Raw genomic sequence first — 19101 nt, forward strand, 5'->3', positions numbered from 1 at the left:
ATTTGCGCGCCATCCCGCATCCACCAGCGAACACCGGACGTTCCGCGATCCCTACTCCGGAGCAAACCAGCATGACGCGAATCGTCGTCGTCGGCAGCATCAACATGGACCTGGTCACCCTCGCGCCGCGCTTTCCAGGCCCGGGCGAGACACTCACCGGCGACCGGTTCCTTACGATCCCCGGTGGCAAGGGTGCGAACCAGGCGGTAGCCGCGGCGCGGCTCGGTGCCTCGGTGGCGATGGTCGGCTGCGTCGGCGACGATGCCTTCGGCAAGCAACTCTACGACGGCCTGGTCGCCGAAGGCATCGATGTCCGCCACGTCGCCCGCATCGATGGCATCGGCAGCGGCACGGCGTCGATCACCGTCGCCGGCGGCGAGAACAACATCGTCGTCGTACCCGCCGCCAACGGGCGCGTCACCCCGGCGCAGGTCGAGGCGGCGCGCGGACTCATTCGCGGCGCCGACGCGGTGCTGGTCCAGCTCGAAATTCCGCTGGACGCGGTCGAGGCCACCTTGCGCATCGCACGGGAAGAAGGCGCTCCGGTCATTCTCAATCCCGCTCCCGCCCAGCGTCTTCCGGTCGAATGGTTGTCGCATGTGCGCTTCCTCACGCCGAACCAGCACGAGCTCGCCACGGTGCTCGGCGCGGAAGGCGAATCCGATTTCCGCGAGCTCATGCGCCGCGCGCCCTGCCCGGTCGTGTTGACCCGAGGCGAGGACGGCGCGTGGTTCCGTGACAGGGACGACGAGCCGCGGCACCAGCCGGGCTTCAAGGTCGACGCCGTGGATAGCACGGGCGCCGGCGACACCTTCAACGCCGCTTTGGCAGTGCACCTGGCCGAAGGCCTCGACATGGCGGTGCGCAAGGCATGCGCCGCCGCGGCGATCGCCGTTTCCCGCCTGGGCGCGCAGGACGGCATGCCACGCGCCGATGAACTCGCGGCGTTCCTGGAGGCACATCGATGAGACGTAGCGGCCTGCTGCACGCCGAACTCAACCGACTCATTGCCGCAATGGGTCATACCGACACGCTGGTGATCGCCGACGTCGGACTGCCGGTTCCCCCCGGCGTGCCCTGTATCGACCTCGCGGTGCTACCGGGCACCCCATCCTTCGCCGCGGTATTCGATGCGATATACGCGGAACTCGCCGTTGAAAGCGTCACCGTGGCGCGCGAGATCCATGAAAGGAATCCCGCGCTCGTCGCGCTCTCGCGTCGCCTCGCCGTCGACGGCCTCGCGATCGACGAGGTGTCGCACGACGAGCTCAAGCGGTTGACCGCGCATGCGGTGGCCGTGGTTCGCACCGGCGAGACCTCGCCCTATGCGAATGTGATCCTGCACGCCGGCGTCACGTTCTGATGAGCGCGCCCCTGGTCAGGATGCAAGACATCCACAAGGCCTTCGGTCCGGTGAAGGTGCTCGAAGGCGTGGCCTTCGAATTGCTGCCGGGCGAAGTGCATGCGCTGATGGGCGAGAACGGCGCGGGCAAGTCCACCTTGATGAAGATCCTCACCGGGATCTACGCGCCGGACTCCGGCAGCATCGAGGTCGACGGCAAGCCGGCGTCGATCACCACGCCCGCGGATGCCGAGAAATACGGCATCGCCATCATCCATCAGGAACTCAACCTGATCCCCGCGCTCAGCATCGCGGACAACCTCTTCCTGGGCCGCGAGATCCAGCGCTTCGGCCTGCTCGACCATCGCGCGATGACCAAGCGCGCGATGGAGTGGCTGGCACGCGTGGGCATGGAGCGTCTCGATCCCGGCACCTTGATCGAACGCTTGTCCGTCGGGCAGCAACAGATGGTCGAGATCGCCCGCGCGCTCGGCCAGAACGCGCGCGTGCTGATCATGGACGAACCCACCGCGGCGCTGACCGAACACGAGACCAACACGCTGTTCAAGCTCATCCGCGACCTGCGCGCGCAGGGCACGGGCATCGTGTACGTGTCGCACCGCATGGAAGAGATCTTCGCCCTGTGCGATCGCATCTCGGTGCTGCGCGACGGTCACTTCGTCGGCACGCGCCCGGTCCCCGGCCTGGCCTTCGACGAGGTGGTGAAGATGATGGTCGGGCGCACGCTCGACGCGCGCTTCCCGTCGCGCACGCCGAACATCCGCGAGGTGCGCCTGAAGGTCGAACACGTGACCGGTGGCATGGTGAAGGACGTGAGCTTCGACCTGCATTCGGGCGAAGTGCTCGGCGTGGCCGGCCTGCTAGGCGCGGGCCGCACCGAACTCGCGCGCCTCCTGTTCGGCCTCGACAAGCTCAGCGAAGGCACGGTCACGCTCGATGGCAAGGTGGTGACGCCGAAGTCGCCCAACGAAGCGATCCATTCCGGCTTCGGTTTCGTCACCGAGGATCGAAAGGCACAGGGGCTGGTGCTCGGCATGAGCCTGCGCGAGAACGTCAGCCTTCCGCGTGTCCCTGCGCATGCGGGCCTGGTCGACCGCCCGGGCGAGAAGAAACAGACGCGCGGCCTGATCGACGCCTTGAAGATCCGCACGCGCGACATGGAACTCGATGTTCGCGCCCTGTCCGGCGGCAACCAGCAGAAAGTCGTTCTGGCCAAGTGGCTGGCGTTGAAGCCTCGCGTGCTCATCCTCGACGAGCCCACTCGCGGCGTCGACGTCGGCGGCAAGGCCGAGATCTATCACATCATCAATCAACTCGCGGAGCAGGGCGTGGCCATCCTCATGATTTCCTCGGAACTGCCGGAGGTGCTCGCGATGAGCGACCGCATCCTGGTCATGCACGAGGGCCGTGCGACGGCCCTGCTCGACGCCCACGGCGCCACCCAGGAATCCGTGATGACCGCCGCGACCGGAGGCAAGTGACATGACTCTCCAACTCGACTGGAGCCGCGCCACGACGCTCCTGCAACGCCTCGGCTCCGTGATCGGGCTGATCCTGCTCTTCATCGCGCTGTCGATCATGAGCCCGGACTTCCTCACCACGGGCAACCTGCTGACGGTGTTGCGCCAGGTGTCGATCAACGCGCTGATCGCCTTCGGCATGACCTTCGTGATCCTTGCCGGCGGCATCGACCTCTCGGTCGGCGCCATCCTCGCCCTCACGGGCGCGGTCACGGCCGGCCTCATGGCCGCGGGCCACGGCATGGTGCTGTCGGCCGGTGCGGGTTTGCTGCTCGGTCTCGTGCTCGGCATGGTCAACGGCGCCCTGGTGTCCTGGGGCAAGGTCGCCCCGTTCATCGCGACCCTGGGCACGATGACCCTCCTGCGCGGCGTCACGCTGTCGTATACGCAGGGCAGCCCGATCCCCGTCACCAATCCCGGCTTCGCGCTGCTCGGTGGTGGTTACGTGGCCAACCTGATCCCGTTGCCGGTGATCTGGATGTTCGTCGCCTTCGTGCTCTGCGGCTTCCTGTTGCGTGGCACGGTGTTCGGCCGGCACGTGATCGCCATCGGCGGTAACGAGGAAGCGGCCCGGTTGTCGGGCGTGCGCCTGTCACCCATGAAGCTGGCGATCTACGGTCTCTCCGGCCTGCTATCGGCCTTCGCCGGCATCGTGCTCACCTCGCGCCTGTATTCCGCGCAAGCCACCGCCGGTGCCGGCTACGAGCTGGACGCCATCGCCGCGGTGGTACTCGGCGGCACCAGTCTCGCCGGCGGCCGTGGCTGGCTCTTCGGTACCCTGGTCGGTGCGCTGCTGATCGGCTTCCTGAACAACGGTCTCAACCTGCTCGGCGTAAGCTCCTTCTACCAGCAGGTGGTGAAGGGCATCGTCATCCTGATCGCCGTCCTGCTCGACAGGCGGCAGTAATAACAACGAGGGAACACACCATGCGCAAACTGACATTCCTCGCCGCGGCCGCGGCAACGCTTCTCGCGGCCTGCTCGCAACAGGGCCCGGGCGAATCCGCTCCGGCCGCCGGTGCGACCGCCGGCGGCGCCGCACCCTCGGGTACTCCCGTGGTCGGTCTCGCTCTTTCCACGCAGAACAATCCGTTCTTCGTCGAGCTCAAGGACGGCGCCGAGAAAGCCGCGAAGGACGCGGGCGTGCAGCTCGTCGTGGTCGACGCGCAGGACGATCCGGCTCGCCAGATCTCCAGCGTGGAAGACCTGATCCAGAAGCGCGTCTCGGTGATCCTGCTCAATCCCACCGATTCGTCGGCCCTGGCCGGCGCGGTGCAGTCCGCACAGCGTGCGAACATTCCGGTGGTCACGCTCGACCGTGGCGTCGATGGCGCCGAAGTCGCGTCGCATATCGCGTCGGACAATGTCGCCGGCGGCAAGATGGCCGCCGATTACCTGGCCAAGGCGCTGGGTGGCAAGGGCAACATCATCGAGTTGCAGGGCGTGGCCGGCACTTCGGCGGCACGTGAGCGCGGCAAGGGCTTCGACGACGAGATCGCCACCACCGGCATGAAGGTGGTCGCGAAGCAGCCAGCCAACTTCGACCGTGCGCAGGGCCTCTCGGTGAGCGAGAACCTGCTCCAGGGCAACAGCGACGTGCAGGCGATCTTCGCTCAGAACGACGAGATGGCGCTGGGTGCGGTGCAGGCCCTGGCCGGAAAGAACAAGAAGGTGCTGGTCGTCGGCTTCGACGGCACGCCGGACGGCAAGACCGCCGTGCAGAGCGGCGCGATGGCCGCCACCGTCGCCCAGCAGCCGGAAGAGATCGGCAAGCTCGGCGTCGAAACGGCGAAGAAGCTCATCGACAAGCAGCCGGTCGAGAAGTCGATCGCCGTGCCGCTGAAGCTCCTCACCAAGGAATAAGCGCTAGGGAATTAGCGTGCTACGAGAAGGGCCGGGCCTCCGCGAGGTGACCCGGCCTTTTTCATGCGTCGCTACTGGGTGGGAGCCGACCCTGTCGACGATCCCGCGCCAGCGGGCCAGGTTACGGCAAGCACCCATCGCCGACAGGGTCGGCTCCCACCAGACTAGGAAACTTAAGGTTCCACGTTGCACACCGAAAAACGCACGGGCAGTCCGAAACGACTCAGCGCGTGAAGAGCTTCCGTCGTCAACTGCCACTCTATCGATGCGCCAAGGTCACCGGCTTCGACAGTGCTGGCCATGAAAATATCGACGAATACGTCATCGGCACCTTCAATTTCCACTGGATGTACTTTCGGCTTGAGCATCGCGAGCAATTCAAGAAGGATGCCGCTCACGTCCAGCGATTGCTTCTTTAGCGACAACTTCCATGTATTGGTGGCATACACCGGCCTATCCCTTCCTCGGATCTTGGGCTCGCCTTTCCGGTAGATGTTGGTCGGCGCGACACCTAATACATCTGAAACTCGATCCACTCCGAGATCGAGGCCCTTTACGTACAGCGTAGCTTGCAGCAAGGAGTTACTCTCCAAGGTTTCCATGCACTTCTCCCTCGGGATCGTAGACGTCCCCGGTTTCGGGGTTGACGCCCCAGTCAGCTTTCCCACCGCTATGAGCGTTATCGTCTCCTTTGATGTCATGGAAACGTCGACGTCCTTCGTTCTTTCCGACCCCATTGCGTCTTCCCCATTCCTCCGCGCCCTTGTCGGCAGGCCAGACGCCGGGGGGACGACTGTATACAACGTTAGGTTGGGAAGTACCGCAGCTTATCGAGCCATAGCAACTTTGATGATGGAACACCAATTCATTGAATCGGTTTGAATCGACAAAGAAGAGACCCGCCACTGCTGCTTGAGCGACGATCAGAGGGACGGGTACTAGCGTGACACGTGGTGAGGTACGAACGGGCAGCGTTGTTGGCGTTACGGGAATTACCGGCAACGTAACCGCGTCTCCTGGAGATGGAGATGGTGTATTCGGGGACGGGGTCTGGGAGCATGGGGTCTGATCGGATCCACCCGCAGTCGAACAATCGTCCATACCAGTCGGGTCGACGTTCACCAATGGGCTGTTGGACGCGTACGCGTATCTGTTGATTCCGAACACATCACCGGGTGTAGGCTTAATGGGGTCGACGCTAAGAAAGCGACCTATCTGAAGATCGTCATAGCGTGCCTGCATATACGAGAATGTAGATTCACTTTCCTCGATGTGACCGGCATACCCTGGTTGATTACCCGGTGCCTCAGTCGTTGCTGGAGAGCCGTATGGTCGGTACTCGAACTGAGCGGTAACATTTCCGCTTGCATCCGTCGTCGCCACGACGTTGCCTTGTGGATCGGTCAGATAATAGATGACTGTTTTTGTAGGAGAGCTTTCAGCAAGCAATGGTGTAAGCAATAGTGCTGCCAAAACTGGGAATACCCATAGATTTAGCTTTCGAGCACGCGCTACCCACGCCGATGTCGACGAATACTGATTCATCCCTGTTCCCCCCGTGTCGCCTCGTTCGCGACCGTTCAATGCCACCCTAATTTTCGATCCGTGTCAAGGAACGGCAATCGCAACTAGTCTTGCGGCCCCGGCGCGATGACTTCGCGCTGCCCATTGATGCCCATCGACGAGACGAGGCCGGCGGCCTCCATCGCCTCGACGAGGCGCGCCGCGCGGTTGTAGCCGATGCGGAACTGGCGTTGCACGAACGAGATGGACGCGCGGCGTGAACGGAGGACGAAAGCGGCCGCTTCGTCGTACAGTGGGTCCAGCTCGGCATCGATTCCGTCTTCGCCCGGCTCGCCATCGACGGCTTCACTGGCGGGGCCGGCGAGGATTTCATCCTTGTAGTCGGGCTCGCCGAACTGTTTCAGCCACGCCACGATGCGATGCACTTCCTCGTCGGCGACGAAGGCGCCGTGGATGCGTTGCGGATAGCCCGTGCCGGGCGGCAGGAACAGCATGTCGCCCTGGCCGAGCAGGCTTTCCGCGCCCATCTGGTCGAGGATGGTGCGCGAATCGATCTTCGACGACACCTGGAAAGCGACGCGCGTGGGGATGTTGGCCTTGATCAAACCGGTGATGACGTCGACGGAAGGGCGCTGCGTCGCGAGGATGAGGTGGATGCCCGCGGCGCGCGCTTTCTGTGCCAGCCGTGCGATCAGTTCCTCGATCTTCTTCCCGGCGACCATCATCAGGTCGGCCAGCTCGTCGATCACCACCACGATCATCGGCAGCGTGTCGAGGTGCTCGGGCACTTCCGGATGCGCGGGGAAGGGATTGAACAGCGGCCTTCCCGCGGCCCGTGCCTCGCGGACCTTCTGGTTGTAACCGGCGAGGTTGCGCACGCGCAGGTCCGACATCACCTTGTAGCGGTTTTCCATTTCCGCCACGCACCAGTTCAGCGCGTTGGCGGCGAGCTTCATATCGGTCACGACCGGGGCGAGCAGATGCGGAATGCCTTCGTAGACCGAGAGCTCCAACATCTTCGGATCGATCATGATCATGCGCACGTCGTCGGGCGTGGCCTTGTAGAGCATCGACAGGATCATCGCGTTCACGGCGACCGATTTGCCCGAGCCCGTCGTTCCCGCGACCAGCATGTGCGGCGCCTTGGCCAGGTCGGCCACCACCGGCTCGCCGGTAATGCCCTTGCCCATGGCCAACGTCAGCAGCGAATCGGAATCGCGGTATTCCGCCGAGTCGAGGATCTCCGACAAGGCGATCATCTGCCGCTGCTCGTTCGGCAATTCCAGACCCATGCATGTCTTCCCGGGGATGGTCTCCACCACGCGGATCGACGTGCGGCCAAGACCGCGGGCAAGGTCCTTCATCAAGGCGACGATCTGGTTGCCACGCACGCCCACGGCAGGCTCGACTTCGTAGCGCGTGATCACAGGACCGGCGGACGCACCGACGACCTGCACCGGCACCTTGAACTCACGCAGGCGTTGTTCGATCAGCTCGCCGGTGTCGACAAGTTCCTGTTCGGAGACAGCGGTAGTGGCGTTAGCCGGTGCCGCGGCGAGCAGGGAAAGCGGTGGCACCGTGACAACACTCGTGTCCATCGCCCGCGGGGGACGAACCGGCGCCAGCATGACGGCGGGCGTGGGTTCGACAGGCATTTCGTCGTTCGCCGCGATCGCGAACCGCGACACGGGAGCGACCGGAACAGGCGCAACCGGCGGCACGACCGCTGGAGTCACTGCTGCGCTGACTGACGGCGCGACCGGTGATGCAGCGACCGCCGGCGCAGCAGAGGTCAGTGGGGCTGTTGCGAGAGACGCCTCGTCGTGCTGTGTAAAACCAGCGTCATATCCGCCACGACGCGCGCTGTAGGAAACATCGTCCGGGCGATTCTGCGAAACCACCTCGGCAACATACTCGTCCGGTGTCGCGAAGCCCCGCTCGGCGGGAGCCACCGTCTTCGGAGCCAGCCACGGCTCGCGAATCACCGTGTCCGGCCGCGCCCGATGCCGCGGCGGCACCGGCGTAGCCACGGAAGGGCGCACGGACGGAACAGGTTTACGACGAGGCGTTTCAACGCGAGGCGTATGCGCTACCGGCGTCGGGCGCGCAGAAACGGCCTTCGTTTTCCTCCGAACGGACGCGCGGTCCGGCCGGCGTACCGCGGGAACGTTGCGCCGAACCGTCGCGCGCGGGTTGGAGCGTGTGAACAGGCGACGTATCCCACCGAGGGCGACGATGCCCAACGGTTCGACCAGCGCATTGCCGCGCACGAGGAACGCGGACCAGGGCACGCCGAGGTACCAGGGCAAGGCCACCACGATGGCGGCGACGCACAGCGACGCCGCGATAGCCGGAAATGCCGAGACGGACCCAGCCAGCCAATGGCAGAGCGCGCCTCCCACGGAGGGGTCGTCCGTGTAGTGCGACAGGACGAGTCCTTCGAGCGTGGCGCTCGAAAGCAACACGAGAAGGAATCCGGCCCAGAAGCGAATCGCACCTGGGCCCATCGTCGGCGGAGGCCGCCGCCGAACCATCGCGACGCCGAGACGCCAGAGCAGGGGAAGCAGCCAAAGGGTGGACAGCCCGAAGGCACCGAACACGAAGGAGAGCATGCCTAACCGCGAGAACCTAGCGAGTTCGACAGTTTAGCGCGCATTCGTGCGGCGCCAAAACGGAAGTGGTGGTAAGCCACTGTTCGTGCTTGGAGAGCATCGCCGCCAGGGTCGGCTCTCACCAGACTACGCCGGATCGCCGATGAATCGGCTCCCACAAGGTTGCGGTTGCCTGGGGAGGTTACGGCCCCCACCAGGCGACCTCCGCCCGGTGGGAGCCGACCCTGTCGGCGATTGGCGTCACACGCGATAACGCGGCGCCACTTCCTTGCGCGACAGATTCGGCGCCATCGCCAACCGCGCTGCCTCGAACGCCTTGTACTGTCCTTCATCCTGCAGCGGCGGAATGGTCACCACCTCGCCACGGTCGTAGCCGACCAGCGCCGCGTCCACCAGGTCCGCCGTCTCCATCACCATGCCCGGAAGGAGCGCATCCACGTCCTTGCCCGACTTTTCCCAGATCTCCGAGCGCGTGGCGCCCGGCAGCACCGCCTGCGCACGCACATTCGTGCCTTGCACTTTCGCCGCCAGGCTCTGGGTGATGTTGATCAGATGGGCCTTCGAGCCGCTGTAGATACCGTCGAGCATTTCGGGGGCGAAGGCCAGAACGGAGGCGATATTGATGATGCCGCCCTTGTTGCGCGCAACGAAGGCCTTCGCAGCCGCGGCTGTCAGCAAGGTGGGCGCGAGGATGTTCACGGTGATCAGCTTCTCGATCGGTTCGCTGCCGTTCTCGAGCAGGCTGCCGTCGAGCGACACACCCGCGTTGTTGACCAGCAGGGTGATCGACGCATCCTCGGCGAGACGGCGCTCCACGGCCGAGATGTCCTTGCGATCGGTCAGGTCGGCGCGCAACACCTCGACCTTGCGGCCGGTGCGGGCGCCGATCTTCTGCGCCACCGCCTCCAGTCGATCGACGCGGCGGGCGGCCAGGATCAGGTCGTAGCCGCGATCGGCCAGACGCTCGGCATAGACCTCGCCGATGCCCGAGGAAGCGCCCGTGACCAGGGCCGTACCTTTGTTTTCAGTGCTCATGACGATGACTCCGTAGGGGTTACTTGCAAAGTGATAGTAACTAGGTTGCCCTACGATAGTGACTTCACTATCATAATGCAATGGACATCGACAAACTTTCTTCAGGCACCTGCGCGATCTCCCGGGGTCTCGCCCTGGTGGGCGACGCATGGAGCGCGTTGATCCTCCGCGACGCCAGCCGCGGCATGACGCAGTTCGACCAGTTCCGGACCAGCCTGGGCATCGCGCCGAACATCCTGTCCCGTCGATTGAAATCCCTGACCGAGGCGGGTGTATTGGAAAAGCGCCGCTACAGCGAACGTCCCCCGCGCGACGAATACGTGCTGACCCAGGCGGGCCGGGATTTCATTCCGGTCCTCGCGGCGATGGGTGAGTGGGGTCGCCGGTATAACGGCGACGGCAAGCTCAGCCACCTCGTCAACGAGGAGACCGGTTGCCCGGTACGGGCCGTGGTGGTGGACGAGTCGACGGGCAGGCCGCTCAGCGACCTGTCGATGCGCCTGGAAATGCCCGACGGATGGCAGCCGGCCTGACGCGGGAGGTGAAGGCCTGCCGGTTCAGGACGGGCTTCGGCATACCGGTACATCGAATTTTTCGTTCGGATCACCGCGACGCGACGCGACAATGGGATGTTGCTCGGCCGTGAACCATCGCTGGGACGGCCACCAGTGCGGAATCACGGGATGCGTCGTCGGTTCCACCGCCTGTCCCGGTTCCGGAATGAGCACGCCGGCGTGACTGCACTTCGCCGCCGCGAGGATACGTTCCGGTGGCTCGGTCCACGCGTGATGCGCCAGCTTGATCAGGCCCCAGTGGACGGGAATCAACACGCGGCCGCGAACCTCTTCGTGCACCAGCATCGCCTGCTCCGGACCGAGGTGCCAGTCGGGCCACTGGGGATCGTACTGACCGACCTCGATCATCGTCACATCGAACGGGCCGAGTCTCGTGCCCACGTCGATGAAAGTGTCATTGAGACCGGTGTCCCCGGAATAGAAGGCGCGATGAGCGGGACCGACGAGCGCGAAGCCCGTCCATAGGGTGCGGTCACTCTGCGGCGAAAGGCGACCCGATGCATGCCGCGAAGGCGTCGACACGACACGTACGTTCCCCACCTTCGCTTCCTGCCACCAGTCCAGTTCGGTGATCCTTTCCTGCGGCACGCCCCAACCGATGAGATGGGCACCGACGCCGAGGGGCACGATGAAGCGCGTGCCACGAGCGTTCAACGCCTGCACGGAAGCGCGGTCCAGATGGTCGTAATGATCGTGCGAGATCACGACCGCGTCGACATGCGGCAGGTGATCGATCGGCACCGGAGGCTCGTACCACCGTTTCGGACCGAGCCATGGAAAGGGCGAAGGCCGCTCGCTCCATAGCGGGTCCACGACGATATTCGCGCCGTCGATTTCGACCAGCATCGACGAATGACCGAACCAGGTGACGCGTAGCCCACTCGCAGGCGGTTGCGCATACACGGCCGACGAATCGATCGTGGGTACCGGGGCGTCGGGTTCTTCGCCCGGCTGCGATTCGAGCATCTGCAAGATGCCGCCCTGGATATTGCTGTACATGGGCAGGGGATTGGCGAAGCGATCGCCGTGCCATTGCGGCGAACGGACGATATCCGCGGCATGCGGGTCGTTTGCTCCCGAGCCGACGTTGGGCCACGCGGATACCGCGGCGAAGACGAGAAAGACGGCGAGCAAGCCGACGACGACAGCCAGGTAACGGAGGAAACGCTTCAAGCCCGGAGTCCTTTGGGGTTCGCTTCGACGATAGCGGGTGGGCCCGGGTTAGTCACCGCTGGGTAGTGCTCGCGACCGGGGCCTGCGCATGGGAGGCCGCCCCGGCCGCGAACGTCATCCGGCTCAGACGGCCGGCATGGTCGCCATGTCGATCACGAAGCGGTAGCGCACGTCGTTCTTCACCAGGCGCACGAAGGTCTCGTTGATCGATGCCATGTCGACCAGCTCGATATCCGACACGATGTCGTGCTCGGCGCAGAAATCCATCATTTCCTGGGTCTCGGCCATGCCGCCGATGGCGGAACCGGCGATCGTGCGACGCGGGAGCATCAAGGCACCGCCGATCATGCCGTCGATCGGCGTCAACACGCCGACCAGCACCATTGTGCCGTCGAGCTTGAGCAGGTTGATGTATGGATTCAGGTCATGCGACACCGGCACCGTGTTGAGCAGGAAGTCGAAGCTGGCGGCGGCCGCCTTCATCGCTTCCGCGTCCGTGGACAGCAGCACGGCATCGGCACCGAGGCGCTTCGCGTCCGCACCCTTGGACGCCGAGGTGGTGATCATCGTGACATGCGCGCCCATCGCCTTGGCGAACTTCACGCCCATATGGCCGAGGCCGCCGAGGCCGACGACGCCCACCTTCTGTCCCGGGCCGACGTTCCAGTGGCGCAGCGGCGAATACGTGGTGATGCCCGCGCAAAGCAGCGGCGCGACGGCCTTCAGGTCGAGCTTTTCGGACACCTTCACCACGAAACGCTCTTCGACCACGACGTCGGTGGAGTAGCCGCCATAGGTCGGCGTGCTGCGGTCCTGTTCCGTGCCGTTGTAGGTGAAGCTCGTGTGGTTCTGGCAGTACTGCTCGAGGTCGCGCTTGCACGATTCGCACTCACGGCAGGAGTCGACCATGCAACCGACGCCGGCATAGTCGCCGACCTTGAACTTCTTCACCGCCGAACCGACGGCCTTCACACGCCCGACGATCTCGTGGCCCGGGACCATCGGGTAGATGGAATTGCCCCAGTCGTTGTGAGCCTGGTGCAGATCGGAGTGGCAGATGCCGCTGTAGAGGATCTCGATGTGGACGTCATGGGGACCGACGTCGCGGCGCGGAACCATGAAGGGAACGAGGGGCGCCTTGGCCTGGGGGGCGGCGAATCCGCGGACTTCGAACATGGGAGTCATCCTCTTTGGAGTGGTTCGGTAGCCGGCAACGATAAAGGCTCAACAATCATTCCTTCCAGCGGGGATTACGGGATGAATCGTTGAGTTATCCTTCACAATCATGCGACCCGATAACCTTTCCCATCTCGCGGCCTTCGCCGCGGTCGCCCGCCACGCCAGCTTCCGCAAGGCGGGGGCGGAACTCACCTTGTCCACGTCGGCGATCAGTTATGCGATCCGCGGGCTCGAAGAGCGGCTGGGCGTGACCTTGTTTCACCGGACCACGCGCAGTGTCTCGCTGACCGAGGCGGGGCAGCGCCTGCTCGAACGGTTGCAGCCGGCGCTCACCGACGTGAACGAGGCGCTGGAGGAAATGAACAATTTCCGCGCGACGCCCGCCGGCACCTTGCGCATCAACATGCCCCGGGTCACGGCCCAGTTGCTGCTGCCGGACCTCCTGCCCCGGTTCCTCGCCACCTACCCGGATATCCACTTCGAAGCGGTGGATAACGACAGCCTGGTCGACATCGTCGCGCTCGGCTTCGACGCGGGCATCCGCTTCCTCGAAGCGGTGCCCGAAGACATGATCGCGGTGCCGATCGGAGGCGAGCAGCGCGGCGCGTGCGTGGCCTCGCCGGAATACTTCGCCACGCACGGCATTCCGAAACACCCCAACGACCTCTTCCAGCACGACTGCATCCGTTTTCGCTTTCCCAGCGGGCGTCTCTACAAGTGGGAATTCGAACAGGGCGCCACCAAGCTCGACCTGGACGTGCGCGGCCGGGTCACCTTCGGCGACTTCCGCCTTTCCGTCGAGGCCGCCCTTACCGGCATCGGCGTGACCCTGGTGCTGGAAGACCAGGTGGCGGACCTCGTTCGCGAGGGGAAGCTGGTCCGGGTGCTGGAGGACTGGTGCCCCCCGTACCCGGGCTTCATGCTGTATTACCCACGCCAGCGGCGGGTGACCTCGGCCCTGCGGGCCTTCGTGGAGTTCGTTCGCGACGCCCGCTGGACGGTGGCGACCGACCGGGTACCGAGCGTATCCTAGGCGGCATGCTGCGCCGCACAAGGCGGCGCGCCCCTCGTCCCCCGAGCCTTCCATGACCTCTACCGCTCCCGCGACCGCCCCGGGCACGCCGCCCGTCCGCGCTCCCCATGTCGGGCTGGTGATCCTCGCCCTGGCCGTGGGTGGCTTCGCCATCGGCACCACCGAGTTCGCCTCGATGAGCATGCTGCCGTTGTTCGCGCAGGGGCTCGGCATCGACGCGCCCACCGCCGGCCACGTCATCAGCGCCTATGCGTTGGGCGTGGTGGTCGGTGCGCCGATCATGACGGTGCTTGGTGCGCGCGTGCCGCGCCGCAAGCTGTTGCTCATCCTCATGGCCATGTTCACGGTGTTCAACGGCCTTACCGGGCTGTCGCCGAACTATCACTGGATGCTGGTGTTCCGATTCCTCGCGGGGCTGCCGCATGGGGCTTACTTCGGCGTCGCGGCCTTGGTCGCCTCATCCCTTGTACCAGCGAACCGGCGGACCCGCGCCGTGGGCCAGATGTTCCTCGGCCTCACCTTCGCGACGGTGGTGGGCGTGCCGCTGGCCAGTTGGCTCGGCCAGGCCGTGGGGTGGCGCTGGGCGTTCGCGCTGGTGGCGGTGCTCGGCATCGCGACGATGACCGCCGTGGCGGTGTTCGCGCCGGAAGTCGCGGCGGACAAGGACGCCAGCCCGCTGCGGGAACTCGGTGCGCTGAAACGTTCGCAGGTGTGGCTCACACTGGCCATCGGTGCGATCGGCTTCGGTGGCATGTTCGCGGTCTATACGTATCTGGCGGACATCCTCATTTCCGTCACGCACATGCCGTTGCACACCGTTCCCTGGGTGATCGGCATCTTCGGTGTCGGCCTGACCGTCGGCAACATGGTGGTGCCCGTCTTCGCCGATCGTGCACTGATGCGCACCGCCGGTGGCTTGCTGGTGTGGAGCATGGTGATGTTGGCGCTGTTTCCGCTGGCCGCCGGTAATGTCTGGACACTCGGGCTCGACGTCTTCCTCATCGGCATCGGCGGCGCACTCGGCACCGTCTTGCAGACGCGGCTGATGGATGTCGCGGGCGATGCTCAGGGCCTGGCGGCTTCGCTGAATCACTCGGCATTCAATACGGCGAACGCACTGGGGCCATTCCTCGGTGGGCTGGCGATCGCACACGGGTACGGGTGGACGTCGCCGGGATGGGTCGGCAGCCTGCTGGCCGTCGCCGGGCTGGCGATCTGGTCGGTGTCCGTCACCAACGAGCGCCGCGCTGTCGCCGCCGCGCCAGAGCCCTGCTGATTACCCCGCCGGGCTACATGCGCGGCGCGGCGACACGGTGGGAGCGGACCCTGTCCGCGATTCGTCCCGCCTCACTTTCCGATACAGAACGAGCTGAATATCGCCCCAAGCAGATCGTCGGATGAATACGTCCCCGTGATCTCGCCGAGCGCCTGCTGCGCATGACGCAATTCTTCCGCGGCGAGTTCACCGGCGTGGTTGTCGTGCAAGGCGGTCGCCGCGCGATCCAGATAGTCACGCACCGACTCGAGTGCCACGACATGACGGCGGCGCGCGCTGAACGCGCCTTCGCCAGCCCCGGCAGTCGCCAGGTCGCGCAACATCGCGCGTAGCTGATCCAGGCCCTCGCCCGTGCGTGCGGAGAGCCAGAGGGTTTCGAGCTCGTCACGCTGTTCGCGATGGGCCACCGACTCCGACAGATCGATCTTGTTGACGATGACGACGCGGATCGCGTGGCCCGGCGTGCCTTGGAAGAAGGCGAGGTCCTCGTTCGCATGCTCATCGTCGGTGACGAGCAGTGCGACATCGCAGCGTTCGAGTTGTGCGCGCGCGCGACGGATGCCTTCGCGTTCGACGACATCGTCGGACTCGCGAAGACCCGCTGTATCCGCAAGCTCGAAGGTGGCACCGTCGATGCTGACCGACTCGCGCAACACGTCGCGGGTCGTACCGGGGATATCGGTGACGATGGCGCGCTCCTGACCCGCAAGCGCGTTCAACAGGCTCGACTTGCCCGCGTTCGGGCGACCCACGATCGCCACGACGATGCCGTCGTTGAGGCGCACACCGCGGCGGGTTTCGACCAGCAAGGCATCGAGATTCGCGCGCAAATTCGCCAGGTTTCGACCGATCACCGGGTCGGCAAGGAAATCGATTTCCTCTTCGGGAAAATCGATGGCCGCCTCGATATGCACACGTAGCGCGATCAGTTCACCGAGCAGCTCGTCCACGCGCGCGGAAAACACGCCTTCCATCGAACGCAACGCGGCGCGGGCCCCTGCTTCGGACGTGGCGGCGACGACATCGGCCACCGCTTCGGCCTGGGCTAGATCGAGCTTGCCGTTGAGGAAGGCGCGCTCGGTGAATTCACCGGGCCGCGCAAGGCGCGCGCCGAGGGCTATCGTCCGGCGAAGCAGGGCATCGAGCAGCACGGCGCTTCCGTGCCCTTGCAACTCGAGCACGTGTTCGCCGGTGTACGAAGCCGGGCCAGGAAAATAAAGCAGGATGCCGCGATCGATCAGCTCGCCGTCGCCATCGCGAAACGCGGCGAAATGCGCATGACGAGGTATCGGTTCGCGTCCAAGCATGGCGCGGGCGATCGTCGGCGCGCGGGGACCCGAAATACGAACGGCGCCGACACCGGCCGCGCCGGCACCCGTGGCGATGGCTGCGATGGTGTCTTCGCCGTGGTTCATGGCTTACCTTCGATAGCGAAGCGGCGCGTCTTTCGACGCGCCGCCCGGTGATCATGCCGTCTTGGCCTTGATGTCGGCCCTGTCGACACTCCGGTTGATCCACCACTGCTGAAGCAGGCTGGTGGCGCCGTTCACGGTCCAGTAAAGCACCAGGCCCGAAGGGAAGAAGGCGAAGAAGACGCCGAAGATCAGCGGCATCACCTTCATCATCTTGGCCTGGGTCGGGTCCATGCCAGCGGTCGGCATCATGCGCTGGGTGAGCAGCGTGACCAGGAAGTAGAGCACCGGCAGTACGTAGAACGGATCGGGAGCCGAGAGATCGTGAATCCAGCCGAAGAACGGCGCGTGACGCAGTTCGATGGACTCGGACAATACGCGGAGCAGGCCGATGAAGATCGGGAAGGTGATCAGGATGGGCAGGCAACCCGCCATCGGATTGACCTTCTCCTTCTTGTACAGCTCCATCATGGCCTGCTGCATCTTCATGCGATCGTCGCCATAGCGCTCCTTGAGCGCGGCGACGCGAGGCTGCAGCTTGCGCATGCGCGCGCCCGAGCGGAACTGCGCATCGGTCAGCTTGTAGAGCGCCGCCTTGATCAGCAGCACGAGCAGGATGATCGCCACGCCCCAGTTACCGCTGATCGCATGCAACTGCGACAGCAGCCAGTGCAGCGGCTGGGCGATGATCGTCAGCCAACCATAATTGCTGGTCAGTTCCAGGCCCGGAGCGATGACATCGAGCGTGCCTTGCAGCTTCGGACCGATGTACAGGCGCGCCACGCTGTCCACGGCCTGGCCCGGCGCCACCTGGATGGTGGGGCCGAACGCACGCACGAGATAACGCGGCGTGGCCGAGTTGGGATCGACGATGGTGCTGCTGTAGTTCACCGACTGGTCGGCTGGCGGGATCCAGGCGACGAAGAAGTAATGCTGCAGCATGCTGATCCAGCCACCGGTGATCTGGCGGTTGATCGGTTTCTTGGCGAAATCGAGGAAGGGCAGCGATTCGAATTTGCTTTCGGGGCTGTACCACGCGGCGCCGAAGAAGCTGTGCTGGGCCGGATCGGTGTAAGCCTTGAACCAATTCACCTTCTCGGCGGGAACGCGCTGCAGCTGGTGATAGGCATTGCCCGTCCATGCCGTGCTCGTTCCGTTCTCCACGCGCTGGTCGAGATCGACCACGTAGTCGGTGCGTTTCAGGCTATAGCGCTTGACCACCTTGAGGCCCGACGGATCGGTCCAGGTAAGGTCGATGCTCACCGACTTCTCGCCATCGGCCAATGCCGCCTGTGTCTTCTCCGCATGGAACAGCGCGCGGTGATCGGGTGCGGGGCCCGTGTTGCTGACCAGGCCATCCTGGGCCGCGAAGAAATGCGCGGCCTCGTCGTCGAGCAGGCGCGCAGGCGGCGGGCTGGGATTCTTCTTGGTGACCGGCTCGTTCGGATAGGCCAGCAGTTCCGAACGGACGATGCTGCCGCCACGGGTGTCGATGGTCAGGCGGAGCACGTCGTTCGACAACGTGACCAGCTCGGCCTTGCCTTCCTCGGCGGGTGCGGCGCTATCACCCGGCACCTTGGCTGGCACAGCGGCACCCGGGATGCTGCTGTCCGTGTTCGGCTTGCCGGCATCGGTCTGGGCGGCCGGCGTCGGAGCGGCGGGTTGGGGACCGTAGTCCTTTTCCCATTCCGTCCACAGCAGGTACGCCACGAACATGAGCGCGAAGAAGAGGAGCGTGCGCGTTTGATTCATTGCAGGGCCAGATCCGAATGGCGCCACGGCCGGATGGCCGGGAAAGGCGGGGAGGACGGGAAGGTCAACGCGCGATTGTGCCGTCGGCACCCTCGCGCTTCAACGGCCGGATACGGCGGAACAGGGCATCGAGCTCGGCCAGGAGCACGGCGCCGGTCTCGTTGACCGCGCTGTCGCGGGCCATGACCAGGATATCGACGGGCGGCAGGGCGGGGCGTGCGTGGCGAAATGCCTCACGCGCCAGGCGCTTGATCCGGTTGCGGTCGACGGCGCGCTTGGAACAGCGCTTGGATATGGCCAGGCCGAGCCGGGCGGTGTCGAGCTCGTTGTTTCCGAAGCGCAAAAGAAAAGAGCGGCCGCCGAGGCGACCGCTGACTGTTCGCAACGCTGCGAAGTCGGCGGCGCGGCGAAGCCGCGCATCGCGCGGCAAGGCTGCGGCACGCACGACAGGCGAGCCGCTTACGGGATCAGGCGCTTGCGACCCTTCGCGCGGCGCGCGTTGAGGATCTTGCGGCCGTCGGCCGTGGCCATACGAGCGCGGAAGCCGTGGGTGCGGGCGCGCTTGAGCTTGCTGGGCTGGAAAGTACGCTTCATGGCGCTTACATCCGGGTGAAGATTGAATATGGCCGGAAAGTATGGCCGAGATTCGCGAGGACTGTCAACCGTTTGGGCACGGCGGCAAGGTGAAGACCGCGGCCCGGCGGACTCCGGCGAGAGGCCGGACGCTGGTAGACTTCGTCGTCCACCCCGCGCGCATGCGCCCCTTCTGTGGCAAGAATACCCG

Annotated in this window: 17 protein-coding genes and 1 pseudogene; 8 read left to right on the forward strand and 10 right to left on the reverse strand. The window is 65.0% G+C overall.

Translation table 11 applies throughout. The features are described 5' to 3' along the window. The first annotated feature begins 71 nt into the window (after window positions 1–71). Genes rbsK through rbsB form a run of 5 tightly spaced genes read left to right on the forward strand, consistent with a single transcriptional unit; the run spans window position 72 to window position 4746 of the window. Complete coding sequence (gene rbsK, locus ACN9M2_RS18875) at window positions 72–968, forward strand: ribokinase (protein ID WP_426286142.1); 897 nt, start codon at window positions 72–74, stop codon at window positions 966–968. Next, entirely contained in the window at window positions 965–1363 is a 399-nt protein-coding gene (gene rbsD / locus ACN9M2_RS18880; RefSeq protein ID WP_426286143.1) for a D-ribose pyranase, read from the forward strand. Before rbsK ends, rbsD begins: the two co-directional genes overlap by 4 nt. Beyond that, the gene (locus ACN9M2_RS18885; protein ID WP_426286144.1) at window positions 1363–2844 is read left to right on the forward strand and encodes a sugar ABC transporter ATP-binding protein; all 1482 of its coding nucleotides are present in this window, start codon (window positions 1363–1365) and stop codon (window positions 2842–2844) included. The genes rbsD and ACN9M2_RS18885 overlap by 1 nt, the downstream gene beginning before the upstream one ends. A 1-nt stretch (window position 2845) precedes the next feature. Continuing rightward, window positions 2846–3790 (forward strand): ABC transporter permease subunit, encoded by a 945-nt coding sequence (locus ACN9M2_RS18890; RefSeq protein WP_426286145.1) that lies wholly within the window; start codon window positions 2846–2848, stop codon window positions 3788–3790. 20 nt (window positions 3791–3810) lie between these two features. Beyond that, the gene (rbsB, locus tag ACN9M2_RS18895; RefSeq protein ID WP_371024383.1) at window positions 3811–4746 is read left to right on the forward strand and encodes a ribose ABC transporter substrate-binding protein RbsB; all 936 of its coding nucleotides are present in this window, start codon (window positions 3811–3813) and stop codon (window positions 4744–4746) included. 173 nt (window positions 4747–4919) lie between these two features. On the opposite strand, the gene ACN9M2_RS18900 is transcribed toward rbsB, so the two are convergent. From ACN9M2_RS18900 to ACN9M2_RS18915, 4 genes and pseudogenes are all read right to left on the reverse strand, one after another. After that, window positions 4920–5348 (reverse strand): DUF4279 domain-containing protein, encoded by a 429-nt coding sequence (locus ACN9M2_RS18900; RefSeq protein ID WP_426286146.1) that lies wholly within the window; start codon window positions 5346–5348, stop codon window positions 4920–4922. Further along, complete coding sequence (locus tag ACN9M2_RS18905) at window positions 5329–6291, reverse strand: RHS repeat-associated core domain-containing protein (RefSeq protein WP_426286147.1); 963 nt, start codon at window positions 6289–6291, stop codon at window positions 5329–5331. Before ACN9M2_RS18905 ends, ACN9M2_RS18900 begins: the two co-directional genes overlap by 20 nt. Window positions 6292–6374: 83 nt before the next feature. Beyond that, window positions 6375–7940: pseudogene (locus ACN9M2_RS18910) on the reverse strand (DNA translocase FtsK); the annotation flags it as partial. 1182 nt (window positions 7941–9122) lie between these two features. Further along, on the reverse strand, window positions 9123–9917 hold the full coding sequence (locus ACN9M2_RS18915; RefSeq protein ID WP_426286148.1) for an SDR family NAD(P)-dependent oxidoreductase: 795 nt from the start codon (window positions 9915–9917) through the stop codon (window positions 9123–9125). Window positions 9918–9997: 80 nt separating this feature from the next. Between ACN9M2_RS18915 and ACN9M2_RS18920 the strand changes: the two genes are divergently transcribed. Then, on the forward strand, window positions 9998–10450 hold the full coding sequence (locus ACN9M2_RS18920; protein ID WP_426286149.1) for a winged helix-turn-helix transcriptional regulator: 453 nt from the start codon (window positions 9998–10000) through the stop codon (window positions 10448–10450). 24 nt (window positions 10451–10474) lie between these two features. On the opposite strand, the gene ACN9M2_RS18925 is transcribed toward ACN9M2_RS18920, so the two are convergent. Continuing rightward, window positions 10475–11665 carry an MBL fold metallo-hydrolase gene (locus ACN9M2_RS18925; RefSeq protein WP_426286150.1) on the reverse strand — a complete coding sequence of 397 codons (1191 nt, stop codon included), beginning with the start codon at window positions 11663–11665 and terminating at the stop codon, window positions 10475–10477. Window positions 11666–11788: 123 nt separating this feature from the next. After that, window positions 11789–12841, reverse strand: coding sequence for an NAD(P)-dependent alcohol dehydrogenase (locus ACN9M2_RS18930; protein WP_426286151.1), 1053 nt, complete (start codon window positions 12839–12841; stop codon window positions 11789–11791). A 109-nt stretch (window positions 12842–12950) separates the two neighbouring features. Between ACN9M2_RS18930 and ACN9M2_RS18935 the strand changes: the two genes are divergently transcribed. After that, the gene (locus tag ACN9M2_RS18935; protein ID WP_426286152.1) at window positions 12951–13877 is read left to right on the forward strand and encodes a LysR family transcriptional regulator; all 927 of its coding nucleotides are present in this window, start codon (window positions 12951–12953) and stop codon (window positions 13875–13877) included. A gap of 52 nt (window positions 13878–13929) precedes the next feature. Further along, complete coding sequence (locus ACN9M2_RS18940) at window positions 13930–15153, forward strand: MFS transporter (RefSeq protein ID WP_426286153.1); 1224 nt, start codon at window positions 13930–13932, stop codon at window positions 15151–15153. Between the two features lie 71 nt (window positions 15154–15224). On the opposite strand, the gene mnmE is transcribed toward ACN9M2_RS18940, so the two are convergent. From mnmE to rpmH, 4 genes are all read right to left on the reverse strand, one after another. Further along, the gene (mnmE, locus tag ACN9M2_RS18945) at window positions 15225–16568 is read right to left on the reverse strand and encodes a tRNA uridine-5-carboxymethylaminomethyl(34) synthesis GTPase MnmE (protein WP_426286154.1); all 1344 of its coding nucleotides are present in this window, start codon (window positions 16566–16568) and stop codon (window positions 15225–15227) included. A gap of 51 nt (window positions 16569–16619) precedes the next feature. Further along, the gene (yidC, locus tag ACN9M2_RS18950; protein WP_426286155.1) at window positions 16620–18317 is read right to left on the reverse strand and encodes a membrane protein insertase YidC; all 1698 of its coding nucleotides are present in this window, start codon (window positions 18315–18317) and stop codon (window positions 16620–16622) included. A 64-nt stretch (window positions 18318–18381) separates the two neighbouring features. Then, on the reverse strand, window positions 18382–18762 hold the full coding sequence (gene rnpA, locus ACN9M2_RS18955) for a ribonuclease P protein component (protein ID WP_426286156.1): 381 nt from the start codon (window positions 18760–18762) through the stop codon (window positions 18382–18384). Between the two features lie 14 nt (window positions 18763–18776). Next, window positions 18777–18911 (reverse strand): 50S ribosomal protein L34, encoded by a 135-nt coding sequence (gene rpmH, locus ACN9M2_RS18960; RefSeq protein WP_008211413.1) that lies wholly within the window; start codon window positions 18909–18911, stop codon window positions 18777–18779. Window positions 18912–19101: the final 190 nt, after the last annotated feature.

The sequence above is a fragment of the Luteibacter sp. E-22 genome, assembly GCF_049913125.1.
Lineage (GTDB): Bacteria > Pseudomonadota > Gammaproteobacteria > Xanthomonadales > Rhodanobacteraceae > Luteibacter.

What these genes read in the sequence shown, in the direction of transcription:
- rbsK (WP_426286142.1), top strand. Translation starts at nt 72, where the DNA reads ATGACGCGAATCGTCGTCGTCGGCAGCATCAACATGGACCTGGTCACC.
- rbsD (WP_426286143.1), top strand. Translation starts at nt 965, where the DNA reads ATGAGACGTAGCGGCCTGCTGCACGCCGAACTCAACCGACTCATTGCC.
- ACN9M2_RS18885 (WP_426286144.1), top strand. Translation starts at nt 1,363, where the DNA reads ATGAGCGCGCCCCTGGTCAGGATGCAAGACATCCACAAGGCCTTCGGT.
- ACN9M2_RS18890 (WP_426286145.1), top strand. Translation starts at nt 2,846, where the DNA reads ATGACTCTCCAACTCGACTGGAGCCGCGCCACGACGCTCCTGCAACGC.
- rbsB (WP_371024383.1), top strand. Translation starts at nt 3,811, where the DNA reads ATGCGCAAACTGACATTCCTCGCCGCGGCCGCGGCAACGCTTCTCGCG.
- ACN9M2_RS18900 (WP_426286146.1), bottom strand. Translation starts at nt 5,348, where the DNA reads ATGGAAACCTTGGAGAGTAACTCCTTGCTGCAAGCTACGCTGTACGTA.
- ACN9M2_RS18905 (WP_426286147.1), bottom strand. Translation starts at nt 6,291, where the DNA reads ATGAATCAGTATTCGTCGACATCGGCGTGGGTAGCGCGTGCTCGAAAG.
- ACN9M2_RS18915 (WP_426286148.1), bottom strand. Translation starts at nt 9,917, where the DNA reads ATGAGCACTGAAAACAAAGGTACGGCCCTGGTCACGGGCGCTTCCTCG.
- ACN9M2_RS18920 (WP_426286149.1), top strand. Translation starts at nt 9,998, where the DNA reads ATGGACATCGACAAACTTTCTTCAGGCACCTGCGCGATCTCCCGGGGT.
- ACN9M2_RS18930 (WP_426286151.1), bottom strand. Translation starts at nt 12,841, where the DNA reads ATGTTCGAAGTCCGCGGATTCGCCGCCCCCCAGGCCAAGGCGCCCCTC.
- ACN9M2_RS18935 (WP_426286152.1), top strand. Translation starts at nt 12,951, where the DNA reads ATGCGACCCGATAACCTTTCCCATCTCGCGGCCTTCGCCGCGGTCGCC.
- ACN9M2_RS18940 (WP_426286153.1), top strand. Translation starts at nt 13,930, where the DNA reads ATGACCTCTACCGCTCCCGCGACCGCCCCGGGCACGCCGCCCGTCCGC.
- mnmE (WP_426286154.1), bottom strand. Translation starts at nt 16,568, where the DNA reads ATGAACCACGGCGAAGACACCATCGCAGCCATCGCCACGGGTGCCGGC.
- yidC (WP_426286155.1), bottom strand. Translation starts at nt 18,317, where the DNA reads ATGAATCAAACGCGCACGCTCCTCTTCTTCGCGCTCATGTTCGTGGCG.
- rpmH (WP_008211413.1), bottom strand. Translation starts at nt 18,911, where the DNA reads ATGAAGCGTACTTTCCAGCCCAGCAAGCTCAAGCGCGCCCGCACCCAC.